Origin of the sequence: Halomonas sp. KM072 (genome assembly GCF_050710315.1) — a bacterium.
Classification (GTDB): Bacteria; Pseudomonadota; Gammaproteobacteria; order Pseudomonadales; family Halomonadaceae; genus Vreelandella; species Vreelandella hamiltonii.
On sequence record NZ_CP136132.1, the window covers coordinates 1720793 to 1738637 of the forward strand.

The window sequence follows — 17845 nt, forward strand, 5'->3', positions numbered from 1 at the left end:
GTCGTAACTACTGCCGTGATCGTTCATGCTATTAACCCGGCAATAAAATAGCTATGATGCGGCGTATCGAATTGACGGGGCTTTGAAGTATTTCGCGACTCGCCTCGGGAGCTTCTGAAGCTTCCGAAGGTGAGACATCGCCTTCCTCTTCAGCTGGTCTCTGCTGCGCGCCGGAGTACCGCTATGCACGCCGGCTTTGAGGTCGCAGTTCAGATACTCATCGGGGTTCAATTCCGGCGAGTAGGGTGGAAGGTAGAACACTTCAATCTCATCCCGATGCTCCGCCAGCCAGGCCTTGACGATCTTGGCGTGATGGACCTTGAGGTTGTCCAGGATCAGGAAGACCTTCCGCTTGGCATCACGAATCAAGCGCTTCATGAAGTCGATCAGAATTTGCGCATTCATGGTGCCGTCGAAAAACCGGAACCGTACCTTGCCCTGGTTAGTGACGGCGGAAATGAGATTGATCGTCGCTCTTCTCGCATTGAGCCGGAGGATGGGGGTGACGCCTTGAGGTGAGTAGCCACGCACATGCTGGCTATCGCTACGCAACCCGGTCTCATCGCCCCAGTAAATCTCGGCATCTTCGGCCTTGGCTCGGGCATGAATGGTTGGGTAGTCCTCCTCCAGCCAGCGCTTTACTTCGGCTGGACGCTGCTCATAGGCCTGCTTCTTGGGCTTCTGAACAGTGAACCCCCAGCGTTTCAGATATTCGCCAATGGTGCGAATTGGCACCCACTTCCCGGTTTCCAGCTTGATCAACTCCTGTACGGCCTTGCGTGTCCACAGGGCATACTGAAGCTTCAACTGGTCAGGTGTCTTGTCGACCAACATGGCCTGGAGTCGACTTTCTTCATCAGGGGTGAGCTGGCGGCCAGAGCCCTCTCTTCGCCCACGAACCTGGGCGAGCAAGGCCTTTAGACCGCCTTCACGGTATTTCGTAAGCCACCGGCCGACGGTGAGGGGGTGAACGCCAACCTCCTTGGCGATCTCTTTGTTCTTCATCCCACGCTTGGAAAGGCGAACCGCAAGTTTTCGCTTTTCTTCCTGAGCGGCGGGATGGAGTGTGCGAGCATCTTCTCTGTTCATGCCGGTATTATAGCATAGCTATTTGGATGCCGGGTTAATAATAACGATAGCCGACCCGCTCCGGTCGAGGTCGGCAAGGAGTTACCATGGCAAGTGTTACGCTTGAAAAGGTCAATAAGGTATTTGGCCGCGATCACATCATCAAAGACGTTGATCTTTCCATTGGCGACGGTGAGTTTGTCGTGTTCGTGGGTCCCTCCGGCTGCGGTAAATCCACCCTACTGCGCCTGATTGCCGGGCTCGAATCGATCACCGATGGCGACCTGAACATTGGCGGCACCGTGGTGAACGATTTGCCGCCTCGGGAACGCGGCGTCGGCATGGTGTTTCAGTCCTACGCGCTCTACCCGCACATGACCGTCTACGACAACATGGCGTTTGGCCTGAAGCTGGCCAAGACTGCCAAGGAGACGGTACACGAGCGGGTCATGACCACCGCCAAAATCCTGCAGCTGGAAGAGCTGCTGCACCGCAAACCCAAAGCCCTCTCTGGCGGCCAGCGCCAGCGGGTGGCCATGGGCCGCGCCATGGCGCGGGAGCCGCGCATTCTGCTGTTCGACGAGCCGCTCTCCAACCTGGATGCCTCGCTGCGGGTGCAGATGCGTAACGAGATCGCCCGCCTGCACAACCGTCTCGGCTCTACCATGATCTACGTCACCCACGATCAGGTCGAAGCCATGACCCTGGCCGACAAGATCGTGGTGCTCAACCGGGGTCATATCGAGCAAGTGGGCAGCCCCCACGAGCTGTACCAGCGTCCGGCCACCAAATTCGTAGCCGGCTTTATTGGCTCACCCACCATGAACTTTATGCCCGCCGAACTACTGAGCGGCACCGCCGACGGCTGCCGAGTGAAAGCGGCGGGAGTGGGAGAAATATCGCTGCCCCAAGCGGGCGACGCTTACTCGAAAGGCACCTCGCTCACACTTGGCGTGCGTCCCGAGCACCTTCGCCTGGAAGCACCTCAGGGCGATAACTGCTTTGATATCGTCAACGTTGAGTACCTGGGTAACGAGGTCTACGTCTATCTGGAGCCGAAAGAGGGCTCTACCTTGCTGATCCATCGCAGCGAAGCGCCCAGCCAGTGGAAAGAGGGCCAGCAGGTATCGCTGGTGCCCGACAAGGCGCATGTGCACCTGTTCGACGAAAGCGGCAGCGCACTGACGCTTTCCGCAACCCGCTCGGCAGCTTAAGTACTGATAGAAAGACCCATAACGGCCTTGGCTGGGTGAGACAACCTTTCAAAGAGGGTAGTCGTCACACTATCAAGGCCGTTATTCTTGTGCACTACAAGTAAATAATTAGCCTGCGTTGTAAATACCGCCCAGGCAACGCACTCTCTCCGCCCATACTCTTCACCTGTTTAGGAAGCACCGTGACCGCCCCTCGCCGAATGACCCTAAAGGACCTTGCACTCGAACTCGGCGTCTCAACCGCGACGATTTCCAACGCCTTTAACCGACCCGACCAGCTCTCCCCCCTACTACGAGACCGCATCCTCAAAGAAGCCAAGCGCCTAGGTTACAACGGGCCAGACGCCAAAGCGCGCAGCCTGCGCACCGGACGTTCAAGTATCGTAGCGGTGATTCTGGCCGAAAGCCTGACCTACAGCTTGAACGATGCCGTTGCTAGCGAGTTTCTTTCCGGCGTGGCCGAAGTGCTGGATGCCCACGGCCATACCATGTTGCTATTACCGGGCCGAGGCCACGCTTCCCAGCCACCCGGATCGGCTAATATCGCCGATGGATTTATCGTTTACGGGCTGATGCCCAACAATAAACTGCTGAACGAACTGCCGTCGCAGCGTCCGCTGGTCTCGGTAGACTTCGATATCGACGGCTACCCCACGGTGCACATCGATGACCGCGACGCTAGCTACGCCATGGCCATGCATGCCCTTAAACAGCGTCCTACCCGGCCTGCCATCATCAACCTGCGGCTGACCAGAGAGCCCTGTAATGGCCGAGTAACGAAGGCGCATACGTTGCTTCCCGACAGCAGCACGATCAGCCGAGCACGCCTGGTCGGTTTTCATGCCGCACTCACCGAACATGGCTTTGATACCGAACAGGTTCCGCTGTGGAATATTGAAGAGAACGTATTTGACGTGTGCTCGCCGGTGATTACCGAGATCCTCGATCAGCCCGCAGAGCAGCGCCCTGACCTTTTGCTATGCATGTCAGATCGAATTGCGCTCACTGCGCTAACGCTAGCAGAGCAGCGAGGTATTCACGTCCCAGGGGAGTTACGAATTACAGGCTTTGACGGCATTGCCGAAGGGCAATATCGTGCCCCACGCTTAACCACCGTACGCCAGGACAGCGCAGGTAAAGGACGCGTGGCGGCCAAAATGATTTTAGGCCGAATACCAAAAACCCAGCAGCTGCTCAAAACCGAGCTGCTGCTGGGCGATACCTGCCCTTAAAGATCAAACAGGCGTTATTTGGCGGTTTTCTGCATCGCGATGGCGGTATCCAACATACGGTTGGAGAAGCCCCACTCGTTGTCGTACCACGCCATGATCTTCACCAGACGACCATTAACGCGAGTATGGTTAGCGTCAAAGGTGGACGAGTGCGCATCGTGATTGAAGTCGATAGACACCAGCGGCTGGGCGTTAACCGCCAGGACAGGGGAGTTCGCGGCGGCTTTCTCAACGATCTCGTTGATCTCCTCTTTGGTCGTATCACGTCCTGCCGTGAAAGTCAGATCCACCAGAGAGACGTTGATCACCGGTACGCGCACCGCCAAACCGTCGAACTTGCCCGCCAGTTCAGGTAATACCAGACCTACTGCAGCAGCCGCGCCGGTCTTGGTCGGAATCATGGAGTGGGTAGCGCTACGGGCACGGTAGGGGTCGGAGTGGTACACATCCGACAGATTTTGGTCGTTGGTGTAGGCATGAACCGTGGTCATCAGGCCGTTTTCGATACCAACAGCGTCGTTCAGCGCTTTGGCAACCGGTGCCAGGCAGTTCGTCGTGCACGACGCGTTGGACACCACAGTGTGTTCAGCGGTGAGGATATCGTCATTCACGCCGTAAACGATGGTGGCATCCGCGTCCGGGCTGGGAGCTGAGATCAGCACACGCTTGGCGCCCGCAGCAATATGCTTGGCAGCCGCCTCGCGCTTGGTGAACAGACCAGTACACTCCATGACGAGATCGATATCCATGGACGCCCAGGGTAGGTTGGCCGGATCACGCTCGGAGGAGATCGTAATACGATCACCATCTACGCTGATGCTTTCGGCGTCATGCTCGACACTGAAGGGGAAGTGACCGTGAACCGTATCATGACGCAGTAGATGGGAGTTAAGCGAAGGGTCACCCAGATCATTGATCGCAACGACCTGAACGCGATCACGGTAGCCGTTTTCATACAGTGCACGCAGTACGTTGCGGCCAATCCGTCCAAATCCGTTAATGGCAACTCTTATTGTCATGGTAGCACCTCAATCAAGCAGTGGTCGTAGATGGCGTATCCAGTAAAAAAATTACTAAAAATACGTATTTAATCACCTGTAGGCCGATTAAAACCTGCCATAACCGCCCCTAAAGGCTAATAACTATCCAATATGTAGTAAAATTACTATATAAAGGCTATCGTAGTCCAATACTTAATCAACGATTCACCCGCCCTTTATCGGGCCACGTTCAGCAACGCTGCCCCCAGGAGCCCCTATGACACGCGCAACGTCCTCGACTCCCCTACGCCGTACCAAAATCGTCGCCACGCTTGGCCCAGCCAGCGACCGTCCTGGGGTATTGGAAGCCATGCTAAAAGCGGGCGTTGACGTGGTGCGCCTCAACTTCTCCCACGGCTCTGCTGATGATCATCGCCGCCGCCTCACCGATGTCCGCGAGATCGCCCAGCGCCTGGGCCGCAGTGTCGCCGCCCTCGGCGACTTGCAGGGCCCTAAAATTCGCATTTCGCGCTTTGCCGAAGGCGCCGTTCACCTCGAGGTTGGTCAACCGTTCGTGCTGGACATGGCACTGGATGCCAATGGCGGCAGCAGCGAGCGCGTCGGCTGCGACTACAAAGCGCTCATCGATGACGTCGCCCCCGGCGACCGTCTGCTGCTGGACGATGGTCGCGTCGTGCTGGACGTCACGTCTATCGTTGGGCAAGAAGTTCACACCCGAGTTCACGTGGGCGGCAAGCTGTCCAACAATAAAGGCATCAACAAGCAAGGTGGCGGCCTTTCCGCCCCAGCGCTGACCGATAAGGATAAAGAAGACCTGAAAACCGCCATCGAGATTGGCGTGGATTACCTCGCCGTTTCGTTTCCACGCAGCGCCGCCGACATGCAGGAAGCGCGTGCTCTACTGGGCGACGAGGGCAAAGAGATCGGGCTGGTGGCGAAATTGGAGCGTGCCGAAGCCGTCGCCAACGACGAAACTCTAGACGCCATCATCGAAGCGTCAGAAGCAGTCATGGTCGCTCGCGGCGACCTGGGCGTAGAGATTGGCGATGAGGCGCTGATCGGCACGCAAAAGCGCATTATCAAGCATGCCCGTTCGCTGAATCGCGCGGTGATCACCGCCACCCAAATGATGGAGTCGATGATCGAATCGCCGCTCCCCACCCGTGCGGAAGTCTTCGACGTAGCCAACGCCGTGCTCGACGCCACCGATGCCGTCATGCTCTCGGCGGAAACGGCGGCAGGCGGCTACCCGGTGGAAACCATCGAAGCCATGGACCGCGTCTGCCTGGGTGCCGAGCGGGAGCGCATTGCTCAAGCCTCCGGCCACCGCATCCATGAAGGCTTCGAGCGGATCGATGAAACCATTGCGCTCTCCGCCATGTACGCCGCCAACCATCTGACCGGCGTACGCGCCATTGCCTGCATGACCTCCACCGGCTACACGCCGCTGATTGCCTCGCGCATTCGCTCGGGCCTGCCAATCGTCGGCTTGGCCCATAGCCCCATCGCCCAGCGGCGCATGGCGCTTTACCGCGGCGTGGTCTCGCTTCCATTCGATACCACGCACATGGAGGCGACCGAAGTGAACCAGGAAGCCATCAAGCTGCTGAAAGCCCATGGATTGGCACGCCCAGGCGAGCATGTCATTCTTACTCGCGGCGACCACATGAATGCCCACGGTGGCACCAACACCATGAAAGTACTGGCCGTCGACGCCGAATGAATAACCGTCTCGACGGACGATGAATAACAAGCGAATGACCAGGAGAGCCATGCCATGAACGATGCCCGCCCACCCCGCCAAACCGTGCGCACGCTGCAACCGCGCAAGCGTATTGCGCTGATTGCCCACGATGGCAAAAAAACCGAGATGCTGGAGTGGGCGACGCGCTGGCAAGACACACTCAGCCAGCACACGCTGATTGGCACAGGCACTACCGCCGGGCGGCTGAAAACCGCCCTGGGGCTAGAAGTGGAAGGCTTAATGAGCGGGCCGCTAGGCGGCGACCAGCAGATTGGGGCGCGCATCGCCGAGCAGCAGCTCGACGTGCTGGTTTTCTTCTGGGACCCCTTTGCACCGCAGCCCCACGACCCAGACGTGAAAGCACTGCTGCGTTTAGCGGCGCTGTGGAACGTGCCGGTAGCGTGTAATGCGGCGAGTGCTGACTTTCTACTCTCCTCGCCCTACTTGGCCGAACGCTACGATATGTCGATTCCAGACGCGAATGCCTGGGCAAAGGCCCGCACGGTATAATAGGCACGCACGCTATAGCCGCGCGCACCTCTTACTTAGCGAGTACGCAGGTGGCGTGCCACCACCTGCTGACCGCATTGGTAGCTTCCGTTCATCGCGCCGAGCGCGCACTGCAGCGTCAGCTCGGCGATGCGGTCGTAATCTTGCAGTGCCGAATTGACCGGCTGCGGCAGAAAATCTAGCAGGCGGTGGTCACCAAACGTGGCTAACCGAAGTGTCTCTGGCAGCCCACCCTGGGCGAGCAGCTCATCAAACACACCTTCCATGAGCGCATAAGACGCCGTGACCAGCGCGTCGATCTCACCTACCGCCAAGGCTTGCTTAGCCAGCTCAACGCCTACGTCACGCTCATAGCGCTCGCCGCTAAAGGTGACGGCTTCAACTCCCTGCCCTTCTAATGCCTCTAAGAATCCCGCACGGCGCTCCCGGCTAACCGACAGCTCAGGCATTGCATCCAGCCAGGCGATGCGCCGCGCTGCGCTACCCATCACCGAGCGCGTCAGCGCGTAAGCCGCCTCTTGGTCATTGCTCACCACGCTGGCAAAACGCTCGGGGGTCAGGCCACGGTCCATCCCAACGACGCTCCAGCCTTCGTCGACCAAATCCGTATAAAAAGTGTCGCTCTCTGGCAGACAGCTGGCGGTAATCAGCACCTCACAGCGCTGGGCGCGCAGCGCCAAGGCCAGCGCGCGCTCACTATCCGCGCAGTCATCGGAACTCACCACCAGCAGCTGGTAGCCGCGCTCACGAGCACCGCGCTCCAAGCGTTTAGCGAGGCGCGCATAGCTGATGTTTTCTAAATCCGGGACGATCAGGCCAATTAAGCGGCTAGCGCCCCGGCGCAGCGCGGCGGCCTGGGGGTCAATGTGATAGCGGTGCTGACGCACCACCGCCATGACTTTTTCGATGGTGGCGGCACTGATTCGCCGCTGTTCGGCCTGGCCGTTGATTACATAGCTTGCCGTGGTGCGCGAGACCCCGGCAAGCCGGGCAATATCGGCAAGTGTCATGCTGGTTTCTCCCTAGATGAAGACGGCAGTTTAGCAGCCGTTTTACCCTCTTCAGACCAAAGTCTTAAAAGACAACCCTTGTGTCGAAAAGTGAATCGATTCAGCATAGCCACTATACACAGGTGACACGATTCATCCAGTTAACCTCAACGCTCTACGACTAACGTTTTATGCGCGCACATTCGCCGCCAATCGCAGACGCTGCCGTTGCCTGACCGCGTTTACAGGAGAACCCTATGCTGACCCTCGGCCCTGATGACATCTTGCTCGACCGCCATGCGCAGGATTGGCAAGCTGCGCTCGACAGCGCCGCCAACGCTCTGGCAGAGGCTGGCCTGGTTGCGGCCGAGTATCGCGATGGCCTCCACGCCCGCGAAGCGCAGTCCTCAACGTACCTAGGCAACGCCATTGCCATTCCCCACGGCACTCCGGAAAGCCGCCATCACGTCAAACGTACCGGCGTACGGGTGCTGCAGTTCCCTAAAGGGGTGCAGTGGCACGACGGCAACACCGTTCACGTACTGGTCACGATAGCGGCACAAAACGACGAGCACCTGGATATTCTGCGCCAGCTTACCCACGTCCTCGACCGCGAGGGTGTAGCAACCGAGTTGGCCCGCGCCAGCTCCGCCGTCGATGTTGCGCGCCTGCTCTCTAAGCCGTCATTAGCACCGCGCCTGGATGCCGATACGCTGTGTGTTAACTTCCCCGCCCGCGACCCGCAGGAACTGGCCCTGGCGGCGGCAGCGCGGCTGCGTCAAAGCGGCTGCGTGGATAACGGCTTTATTAGTGCCGTGGCGAGCGCCCAGCCCCAGTGGTTGGGCAAAGGCTTATGGCTTTCAAGCCACGCCCAAGGGGTGAACCAGCCCGCACTAGGCGTGGCAACGCCCGCCGATAGCACCATCGAGCATAGCGGTCATCCGGTTCATGCGCTGTTCTGCTTGGCCGCCAGCGGCGATGCCCACCGGCCGCTGCTCGAACAGTTGATGGCGGTACTAGAGAACGGCGAAAGCGACAGCTTTGTGGGCAAAAATAGCGCCCAACTGCTGGCAGCGCTGGCCGGTGAAACCGCCAGCACCCAAACCCGCCGCGTGCGCGTTCTGAACCCCCACGGCCTGCACGCCCGCCCGGCCAAACAGCTGGTACAGATCGCTCGTGCCCAGCCCATGCCTATCAACGTACGCCTGGAAGAGGGCAGCGCCACTACCGTCTCCGCCGCCAGCTTGACCAAAGTGATTGGCCTAGGCGCGCGCCGCGGCCAGTGGCTGATTTTCTCCGCCGAGGGCGAACAGGCAAATGCCGCGTTAGACGCCATTGCCGCCGCCGTCGAGAGTGGCTTGGGTGAGAAAGTCACGCCCTTCGATGGCGGTCGCGACGCGGCCCCAGCCGCTAGCACCAGTAAGCCCGCCGTCGAACCACTGGCTGCCGATACGCCCCATTCCGGCGTTGCCGCTTCGCCGGGTTTGGCGATTGCCCCGGTGTTCGTCATTCGCCCGATGCAGTTCGACTATCCTGAGCACGCCAATCAGCCCGACGACGAGATCGCCCGCCTGGAGGCAGCGCTGCAGGAAGGCGCCGCCCAGCTGCAGGCGCTGGTACATAAAGCGCCCGGCGGCGAAGTCGCCGACATTCTCTCCATGCACGAAGAGATGCTCGACGACCCCGAACTGCACCAGGCGGCGATTGACGCCATCCGCGAAGGCCGCTCGGCGGAAGCAGGCTGGTGGGAAGCCATCGACACCGCCGCCCACGCCCAAGAGATGCTGGCCGACCGGTTGCTGGCCGAACGCGCCGCCGACCTGCGCGATGTCGGCCGCCGTGTGTTAGGCATTTTGTGCGACGTCAGCCTGCCCGAGCCGCCCGACCACCCCTATATCTTGGTCATGGACGATATCGGCCCCTCCGATGTGGCCCGCCTGGATACCTCCCGCGTGCGTGGCCTGCTGACCGTGCGCGGCGGCGCCACCGCCCACAGCGCCATCCTGGCCCGTGCGCTGGGCATTCCTGCCGTCGTAGGCGCCGGGGAAGCGGTGATGGCGCTGCATAACGGCAGCATGATGATTCTGGACGGCGAGCGTGGCCGCGTAACCTCGCAGCCTTCCGAGGAGCGCCTGCGCCGCGCCGAACAGCAGCTGCTCGACCAGCAGCAGCGTGAAGCGGACGCCTGGGAGCTACGCTTCGAGGACGCGCAAACCCGCGACGGCCACCGGGTTGAGGTTGCCGCCAACCTGGGCAACACCGCCCACGCCGCCGATGCGGTAGAGCGCGGCGCGGAAGGGGTCGGCCTTTTGCGCACCGAGTTCCTGTTCATGGCCTATTCCAGCGCGCCGGATCTCGCCACGCAAATCGCCGAGTACCGCGAAGCCACCGATGCGCTTAATAGCCGCCCGCTCGTCGCCCGCACCCTGGACGTCGGCGGCGACAAACCGCTGCCCTACTGGCCGGTGCCCCAGGAAGACAACCCCTTCCTCGGCCTGCGCGGTATTCGCTTAGCGCTGACCCAGCCGGACGTGCTGGAAACGCAGCTTCGCGCCCTGCTGATGGCCGCCGTAGGCAAACCGCTGCGCATCATGCTGCCGATGGTCAAGGACGTGGCCGAATTCCGCGCCGCCAAAGCCATTTACGACCGCCTGCTCAACGAGATCTCCCCGCAGCAGCGCGCCACCGACGTACAGCTTGGCGTGATGATCGAAGTCCCTTCCAGCGCTCTTCTAGCACCGACGCTGGCCGCCGAGGTCGACTTCTTCTCAGTCGGTACCAACGATTTAACCCAGTACACCCTCGCGATTGATCGCGGCCACCCAGAGCTATCCGCTCAAGCCGATGGCCTGCACCCGGCGGTACTGCGGTTGATTCAAATGACCGTTGAGGCCGCCCACGCCCACGGCAAATGGGTCGGTGTGTGTGGTGAACTGGCTTCTGATGCCATGGCCGTACCGGTTCTGGTGGGCTTAGGTGTCGATGAACTCTCGGTGAGTGCACGCCAAATCCCGCTGGTCAAAGCCCGCCTGCGCGAGTTTGATCTTGCCCAAGCCCAGGCTAGTGCCCAGTTGGCGCTGAGCCAAGCTACCAGCGACGACGTCCGCGACGCCCTGGAGGCCCGCTAATGGCACGCGTGGTCTGTATTACGCTCAACCCCGCGCTGGATCTCGCCTTCAATCTGGAGGCGCTGACGCTGGGGCACGTCAACCGCCCCACCGGCGCGCAGCTAGAAGCGGCCGGTAAAGGGGTGAACGTCGCCCGAGTACTGGCCAGCCTTGGCCATGAGGTGGTCGTCAGCGGCTTTTTGGGCGAAGAGAACGACGCTCCTTTCAGCCTCGCCTTCCCCCGTTACAGCGTCATCGACGCCTTCGTGCGGGTGCCGGGCAGCACGCGCATCAATGCCAAACTGGCCGAGCAGAGCGGTCGGGTGACCGATATCAACGGCCCCGGCATGCCCATCGAAGCAGCTCATCTCAGCGCTCTGCGTACGACGCTCAACGGCCTGTTCGAGGACACTGCGCCGCAGGCCATCGTCGTGGCAGGCAGCCTGCCGCCGGGCATCGACTCGGCCATCTTCAATGAGCTACTCGATTTCCTGAAAGGCTTTGGCGTGCCGCTGTGGGTGGATACCAGCGGTCCGGCACTGCTGACGGCCATCGCCGCCCAGCCTGCGGCGGTGAAGCCCAATGAAACCGAGCTGGCCGAGTGGGCGGGGCACGCCCTCGATTCCGATGCCCAGCGCCAAGCTGCTGCCCAGCGCCTGCATGCCAGCGGTATCGAACACGCGCTGATTTCAGCGGGTGCCGATGGCGTTTTATGGGTGAGCCAGCACGGCATTTGGCAATCCACGCCACCCACCGTCACCGCCACCAATACCGTTTGCGCGGGCGACACCTTTGTGGCGGGCATGCTGCATGGGCTGCTGAGCCAGCACGACCCCGACACCACGCTGCGCTTCGCCACGGCGCTATCTGCCGAAGCCGTTCGCCATGTTGGCGTGGGCAACCCCCACGCCGACGATTTCGACTCACTCCAACAACAGACCCGGGTACGGCGTCTTGACGACACCCACACCGAGGGAGCCACGCGATGAACCTGATCCTGATTACCGCCTGCCCCAGCGGCATGGCGACCACCTTCCTGGCCGCCAAGCGCCTGGAACAAGCCGCCACCCGGCTGGGCTGGCACATCCATGTGGAAATGCATGGTGAAATTGCCCCTCTGCAGGCGGCCACCGCCGAACAGATCGCCAACGCCGACCTGATCGTGGTCGCCGCCGACCAGGTACCGGCCCCGGAGCGTTTCGAAGGTAAGCGGCTGTTCAAGGCGCCGATTGCCAGCGCCCTTCCCGATCCTACAGCGTTTTTGACCCAGGCAAAACGCGACGCCCCCCTGTACAGCGCCCCGGCCACCACCGCAGCGGCCCCCGCTGGCAGCCCAGGCGGCCAACGTATCGTTGCCGTCACCGCCTGCCCCACCGGCGTTGCTCACACCTTCATGGCCGCCGAAGCGCTGGCCGAGGCGGGCAAAGCCATGGGCCACCAGATTCGCGTGGAAACCCAGGGCTCGGTGGGTGCACAAAACAAACTCACCGATGAAGAGATCGCCGCTGCCGACGTGGTCGTGCTGGCCTGCGACATCGAAGTGGACCCCTCTCGCTTTGCGGGCAAGCGCATTTATCGCACCTCCACCAGCAACGCGTTGAAAAAGCCCCGCCCGACGCTGGAAGCCGCGCTGACTGACGCAGCGGTGGAAGATGGCACCAGCGCCGCTGGCGGTGCCTCGGCCAAAAAGGGTATCAAGGAAAAAGGCGTCTACAAGCACCTGCTGACCGGCGTTTCCTTCATGCTGCCCATGGTCGTGGCGGGCGGTCTGTTGATTGCCCTGTCGTTCGTGTTTGGTATCGAAGCGTTTCAGGAAGAGGGCACCCTGGCGGCAGCATTGATGCAGATCGGTGGCGGCACCGCCTTTGCACTGATGATTCCCGTGCTGGCAGGCTACATTGCCTACTCGATTGCCGACCGCCCCGGCATCGCCCCCGGCATGATCGGCGGCATGCTGGCCGCCAGTATCGATGCCGGTTTCATCGGCGGCATTCTGGCCGGTTTCCTGGCCGGCTATGTGGCACTGGCCGTGACGCGGTACGTCAAGCTGCCTGCCAGCGTGGAATCCCTCAAGCCGATTCTGATCATCCCGTTCGTGGCCAGCCTGGTCACCGGCCTGACCATGATCTACGTAATCGGCGAACCCGTGGCCGCCATCATGGCCGCCCTGACTGGTTTCCTCTCCTCCATGGGCTCTACCAACGCCGTGCTGCTGGGCATTCTGCTGGGCGCCATGATGTGCTTCGACCTGGGTGGGCCCGTCAACAAAGCCGCCTACACCTTCGGCGTGGGCCTGCTGGCATCACAAACCTACGCGCCCATGGCGGCCATCATGGCAGCAGGCATGGTGCCTGCCATTGGCATGGGCATCGCCAGCTTTGTGGCGCGCAACAAGTTCTCTGCCCCTGAGCGGGAAGCGGGCAAGGCATCGTTCGTGCTGGGCCTGTGCTTCATCAGCGAAGGCGCGATTCCCTTTGCCGCGAAAGATCCGCTGCGGGTGATTCCGGCCTGTATCGCGGGTGGTGCGGTGACCGGCGCGCTCTCCATGCTGATCGGCGCTCAGCTGATGGCGCCGCACGGCGGTATCTTCGTGCTCCTGATCCCCAACGCCATCACCCCGGCGTTCCTCTACCTGGGGGCGATCATTGCGGGCTCCTTGATTACTGGGCTGGGCTATGCGTTCATCAAGCGCGGTGCTGCACAGGTAGCGGTGGCCAGCTAACGGTTGCACATTGGCCTTACCAGGGGCGGGCCCAGGCCCGCCCTTTTTGTAGTCACGCCCCCCAGCTCGCACCAAATCTAGTTTTATTACTCTTTTTCTAACGACTTAAGCTACAAAGCGCTTTCATGGCGCCCGATATGTAGTATTTTTACATAAATAAGAATCACGATTGGAGCCCCCTCTGATCTGAAACAACGATGTAAAAACAAATAGGACCGCCCGTTATGTTTCAACTCACCCGCAGCGTTACCTGGCAGGCCCTAGAGCGCCTGCGCGATCAAACCGCCAACGACCGTATTCGCGACTATTTTTCCCACGACCCGAAGCGCTTCGAAAAAATGAGCCTGCGCGTCGGAGGCCTTTTTCTGGACTACTCCAAGCACCAGGTGTCTGATGCGGTACTGGCCAAGCTGATCGAACTGGCCGACCACTCGGCCCTGGTACAGCGCCGCGCTCAGATGTTCTCCGGCGACATCATCAACGTCACCGAAAACCGCCCGGTGCTGCACACCGCGCTACGCCATCTGGGCGACGAGCCGGTCTACGTGGACGGCGAAGACGTGATGCCCGAAATCACCCGCACCCGCGAGCAGATTAAGGTGTTCTCCGAGGCGGTGCGTAACGGCGAGTGGAAAGGCTACAACGGCCAGCGCATCAAGGACGTGGTCAATATCGGCATTGGCGGCTCGGACCTGGGCCCCAACATGGCGGTGCGGGCGCTGCTGAAATACCGGCATCCGGAGCTACACTTTCACTTCGTGTCCAACGTGGACGGCACTCACATTCAGAAAGTGCTCTCACGGCTCGACCCCGCCACCACGCTGTTCATCGTTTCTACCAAGACCTTCTCCACTCAGGAGACCCTGCTCAACGCCAAGACTGCGCGGCGCTGGTTCCTGGAGAACGCCGGGGAAGACGCCGACGTGGGGGCGCACTTCATTGCCGCCTCCACCAACCGCAAAGCGGCCATGGAGTTCGGCATTCGTGAAGAGAACGTGTTCGAATTCTGGGCCTGGGTGGGCGGCCGCTACTCCATGTGGTCTTCCATTGGCCTGCCCATTGCGCTCTCGATTGGCTTCGAAGGCTTTATCGAGCTGCTGGAAGGCGCCCACGAGATGGACCGCCACTTCATCGAAGCGCCGTTCGCCCAGAACATGCCCGTATTGATGGCGCTGATCGGCATTTGGTACATCAACTTCATTGGCGCCGAAACCCAGGCCATCGTGCCCTACGACCAGGCGCTGAACCAGCTGCCCTCTTTCCTGCAGCAGCTGGACATGGAGTCCAACGGCAAGTCGGTGGATATTTTCGGCCACCCGGTGAATTACAAAACCGGCCCCATCGTGTGGGGGCAAACCGGCTCCAACGGCCAGCACGCGTTCTTCCAGCTGTTGCACCAGGGCACCCGCTACGTGCCCATCGACTTCATCGCTTCGCTCAAGCCGGAGCCGGGCGTGGAAGACCACCACTTTGCCCTGCTCACCAACATGCTGGCCCAGGCCAACGCCTTCATGGAAGGCAGCCAGGGCGACAGCAAAGAACTGAGCCAACTGGACCCCTACAGCTGTCCCGGCAACCGCCCTTCCAGCACGCTACTGCTGGACGAGCTGACGCCGAAAAACCTCGGCGCGCTGATTGCGCTGTATGAGCACAAGGTGTTCGTTCAAGGGGTGATCTGGAACATCAACTCCTTCGACCAGTGGGGCGTGCAGCTCGGCAAACGCATTGCCGGTGAGATCAGCGAGCGCATCGACGCCAACGCCGCCGACTTCGACGCCTCCACCCAGGGCCTGCTGGAACTCGTCCGCGCCCACTTCCCGGGCACCGCACACCGCACAGACCCCGAAGCCGGAGACAAAAAGCCCGCTCGCAAGAAGCGTTAGGCTCAAGCGGCATTGACTGATGGCCTCCACTACGGTGGGGGCCATTTTTTATGCCCAGACTTACGCAGTGCCCCGAGCCCAGGTAGCGAGTCGTTACAGCCCACCGGCCAAGCTTTCCCTATAGGGATAAAATTACCGCTTTTCACTTACACTGGACCTTATTTTCCCCATCGGGAAAGTTCGGCTACTATACGTATTCCAGTCTGGTAATTTTCCTTATAGGGAAACGGGAGCGTATATGCCTACCCTACCTGCCCCAACCAACACAGCGCTTTATTCGATTGAATCCGCCAGCAGTCTTGGCCTGATCATCCGTCAGGCTCGTAAACGCCAGCATCTGACCCTGGAAACTCTGGCGGGACTGTGCGGCGTCAGTATTCGCTTTTTAAGTGAACTCGAAAACGGCCGCGACACATGCGGCATGGGCAGAGTATTGCGCGTCCTGGAAACACTCGGTATCGAGCTTTTGGCACAGCCAATGGATAGCGATTCATGACCACTGAAACGCTCATCGTGTGGCAGAACCTCCAACGGGTGGGCACACTCTGGCGCGGCGCAGATAGCCGTCTCATGGGCTTTGAGTATGACGCAGAGTGGCAAGCTAGCGGGCAGGCCATTTCCAACAGCCTTCCTTTACACCAACGGACATGGCCGCCCGAAGCACTGACTGCCCATCATTGGTTCGGCAACCTACTGCCAGAAGAGCAAGCACGTGCGGCGATTATCCGCCAACTGGGCATTCCTGATGACGACTTCTCGCTGCTGACCGCACTTGGTGGAGATTGCGCCGGGGCACTGTCGATTCTGCCGCCTCATCAACTACCAGAACCTGCGTCCAGCAATGACGACGGTACGCCACTGCCGCAAGAAAGACTTAACGAGTGGGCGGCCTTTCAACAACGTTATGCGCTATTTGCAGCGTCACAACCAGCGCCCAGGCCACGTCTTTCACTGGCCGGTGCACAAGACAAGATTCCTGTGATCTGGCGTGAGGAAGCTTTTTATTTGCCCCAAGGCACTGCTGCCTCTTCGCATATCATCAAGTTTGCGGTAGATGGACGCGACCATGTTATTTTCAATGAGCTTTACCTCAACACGCTGGCCAAACTGGCCGGTATCGAGTGCCCCCGCACTTCAATACGTTATGCAGGGAAGTGCCCACTATTAGTGGTTGAGCGTTACGATAGAGCATGGGTCAACGGCTCTCTGCAACGCGTGCATCAGGAAGATTTATGCCAGGCAATGGGCAGACCTCGTACGCAGAAATACCAGGAGCACGGCGGACCGACGCTGGCCGACTGCTTTCATCTGTTACGTGAGGTATGCAGGCCACCTGCCCCAGCATTGCAACAGTTGCTCCGCTGGCAAATTTTTAACATATTGGTAGGTAACAGTGATGGCCACGCAAAAAATGTGTCATTACTACAAGATGCAAAAGGCAAATGGCGTATTGCTCCCGCTTACGACTTGGTGGGCACCATTGTTTTAGGATACGACCCTAGCCTGGCATTCTCCATTGGCAACCAAAACAACACCATGCAGCTTTTATCTCGTGACTGGAAGCAGCTGGCGACGCAGAGCCAAATTAGCTATCCATTCATCAAACGAGAGATTGAGCGACTTAAAGCGCTACTGCTTCGATTTGTTGACTCCACAGAAATGCAGCAAGCTTTAATAGAGGCAGGGCTATCCGAGGGCGCTTGGCCACGTTTACAACAACAGCGCCACCACATCGTAAAACAGTGCAAGAAAGCAGCGCATTGGTGACTTCATTCTCTTGCTAAACCCAGCTCCCAGGTAACGAAAAACGAGCATCCTCATGAACCACCTTTACCAGGCAATCCAACGCTGCCCCCGCGTGGCGGTATACGGCACGTTAAAGCACGGTCATCGCAATCATCATTGGCTGGGCGGCGCAGACATGCTGGGCCAGGACTGCTTGACGGCGATTACGCTTTACGACTTGGGCCCCTACCCCGGCGCCAAGCTCATGCCCTCCACAGGCGTTTTGGTGGAAGTGTATGCCATCGATGCCGAGCGGCTGGCCCGGCTCGATGCGCTGGAAGATTACCTGCACCACTCTCCGACAGAGGGGATGTACGACCGGGCGGTGCTGGCGACCGCCCATGGCGATGCCTGGTGCTATATTTATAATCCACCTATCAGTAAAGAAAAACTTTCAATCAATGGGACGTGGGAAATAAACCAATTTATTATTAATAATTTTTTCGAAACTTATCGCAAACCATTTAAAAAATAATAATACAATTAAATGAAAGCTCACATTAAAAACAGGTCGAAGAACCAACCACAAGCATATCAAGCACTCTAAAAATGAGCCCCTAGAGAATCCCAGACACCAATAGAAAAGCGAT

General features: G+C 59.8%; 14 protein-coding genes. 11 read left to right on the plus strand and 3 right to left on the minus strand.

All coding sequences use genetic code 11. The annotated features are described in order from the left end of the window. Positions 1 to 51: 51 nt before the first annotated feature. The gene (locus tag RVM26_RS08115; RefSeq protein ID WP_287804249.1) at positions 52 to 1089 is read right to left on the minus strand and encodes an IS630 family transposase; all 1038 of its coding nucleotides are present in this window, start codon (positions 1087 to 1089) and stop codon (positions 52 to 54) included. A gap of 86 nt (positions 1090 to 1175) precedes the next feature. On the opposite strand from RVM26_RS08115, the gene RVM26_RS08120 reads away from it, so the two are divergent. Continuing rightward, complete coding sequence (locus RVM26_RS08120) at positions 1176 to 2282, plus strand: ABC transporter ATP-binding protein (RefSeq protein ID WP_498941612.1); 1107 nt, start codon at positions 1176 to 1178, stop codon at positions 2280 to 2282. Positions 2283 to 2482: 200 nt separating this feature from the next. Then, positions 2483 to 3514: a LacI family DNA-binding transcriptional regulator gene (locus RVM26_RS08125; protein ID WP_498941717.1), complete on the plus strand. Its 1032-nt coding sequence runs from the start codon at positions 2483 to 2485 to the stop codon at positions 3512 to 3514. Positions 3515 to 3528: 14 nt separating this feature from the next. Here RVM26_RS08125 and gap read toward each other — a convergent pair whose 3' ends face one another. Then, entirely contained in the window at positions 3529 to 4533 is a 1005-nt protein-coding gene (gene gap / locus RVM26_RS08130) for a type I glyceraldehyde-3-phosphate dehydrogenase (RefSeq protein ID WP_498941613.1), read from the minus strand. 238 nt (positions 4534 to 4771) lie between these two features. On the opposite strand from gap, the gene pyk reads away from it, so the two are divergent. Both pyk and RVM26_RS08140 read left to right on the plus strand, forming a co-directional pair. After that, positions 4772 to 6238, plus strand: a complete 1467-nt coding sequence (gene pyk, locus RVM26_RS08135) for a pyruvate kinase (RefSeq protein WP_498941614.1) — start codon at positions 4772 to 4774, stop codon at positions 6236 to 6238. Between the two features lie 54 nt (positions 6239 to 6292). Next, positions 6293 to 6769, plus strand: a complete 477-nt coding sequence (locus RVM26_RS08140; protein WP_498941615.1) for a methylglyoxal synthase — start codon at positions 6293 to 6295, stop codon at positions 6767 to 6769. Between the two features lie 35 nt (positions 6770 to 6804). Here the strand turns inward: RVM26_RS08140 and cra are convergent, their stop codons facing one another. Continuing rightward, positions 6805 to 7779: a catabolite repressor/activator gene (gene cra / locus RVM26_RS08145; protein WP_498941616.1), complete on the minus strand. Its 975-nt coding sequence runs from the start codon at positions 7777 to 7779 to the stop codon at positions 6805 to 6807. A 236-nt stretch (positions 7780 to 8015) separates the two neighbouring features. Here cra and ptsP point away from each other — a divergent pair, with 236 nt between their 5' ends. From ptsP to RVM26_RS08180, 7 genes are all read left to right on the plus strand, one after another. Beyond that, positions 8016 to 10886 (plus strand): fused PTS fructose transporter subunit IIA/HPr protein/phosphoenolpyruvate--protein phosphotransferase, encoded by a 2871-nt coding sequence (gene ptsP, locus RVM26_RS08150; protein WP_498941617.1) that lies wholly within the window; start codon positions 8016 to 8018, stop codon positions 10884 to 10886. Next, positions 10886 to 11854 (plus strand): 1-phosphofructokinase family hexose kinase, encoded by a 969-nt coding sequence (gene pfkB / locus RVM26_RS08155; RefSeq protein WP_498941618.1) that lies wholly within the window; start codon positions 10886 to 10888, stop codon positions 11852 to 11854. The genes ptsP and pfkB overlap by 1 nt, the downstream gene beginning before the upstream one ends. Next, the gene (locus tag RVM26_RS08160) at positions 11851 to 13587 is read left to right on the plus strand and encodes a PTS fructose transporter subunit IIBC (RefSeq protein WP_498941619.1); all 1737 of its coding nucleotides are present in this window, start codon (positions 11851 to 11853) and stop codon (positions 13585 to 13587) included. Before pfkB ends, RVM26_RS08160 begins: the two co-directional genes overlap by 4 nt. A gap of 224 nt (positions 13588 to 13811) precedes the next feature. Then, complete coding sequence (gene pgi, locus RVM26_RS08165; RefSeq protein ID WP_081135071.1) at positions 13812 to 15470, plus strand: glucose-6-phosphate isomerase; 1659 nt, start codon at positions 13812 to 13814, stop codon at positions 15468 to 15470. Positions 15471 to 15708: 238 nt separating this feature from the next. Next, entirely contained in the window at positions 15709 to 15966 is a 258-nt protein-coding gene (locus RVM26_RS08170; RefSeq protein WP_052196421.1) for a helix-turn-helix domain-containing protein, read from the plus strand. Then, complete coding sequence (locus RVM26_RS08175) at positions 15963 to 17237, plus strand: type II toxin-antitoxin system HipA family toxin (protein WP_081135074.1); 1275 nt, start codon at positions 15963 to 15965, stop codon at positions 17235 to 17237. The genes RVM26_RS08170 and RVM26_RS08175 overlap by 4 nt, the downstream gene beginning before the upstream one ends. Positions 17238 to 17289: 52 nt before the next feature. Then, positions 17290 to 17730: a gamma-glutamylcyclotransferase family protein gene (locus tag RVM26_RS08180; RefSeq protein ID WP_498941620.1), complete on the plus strand. Its 441-nt coding sequence runs from the start codon at positions 17290 to 17292 to the stop codon at positions 17728 to 17730. Positions 17731 to 17845: the final 115 nt, after the last annotated feature.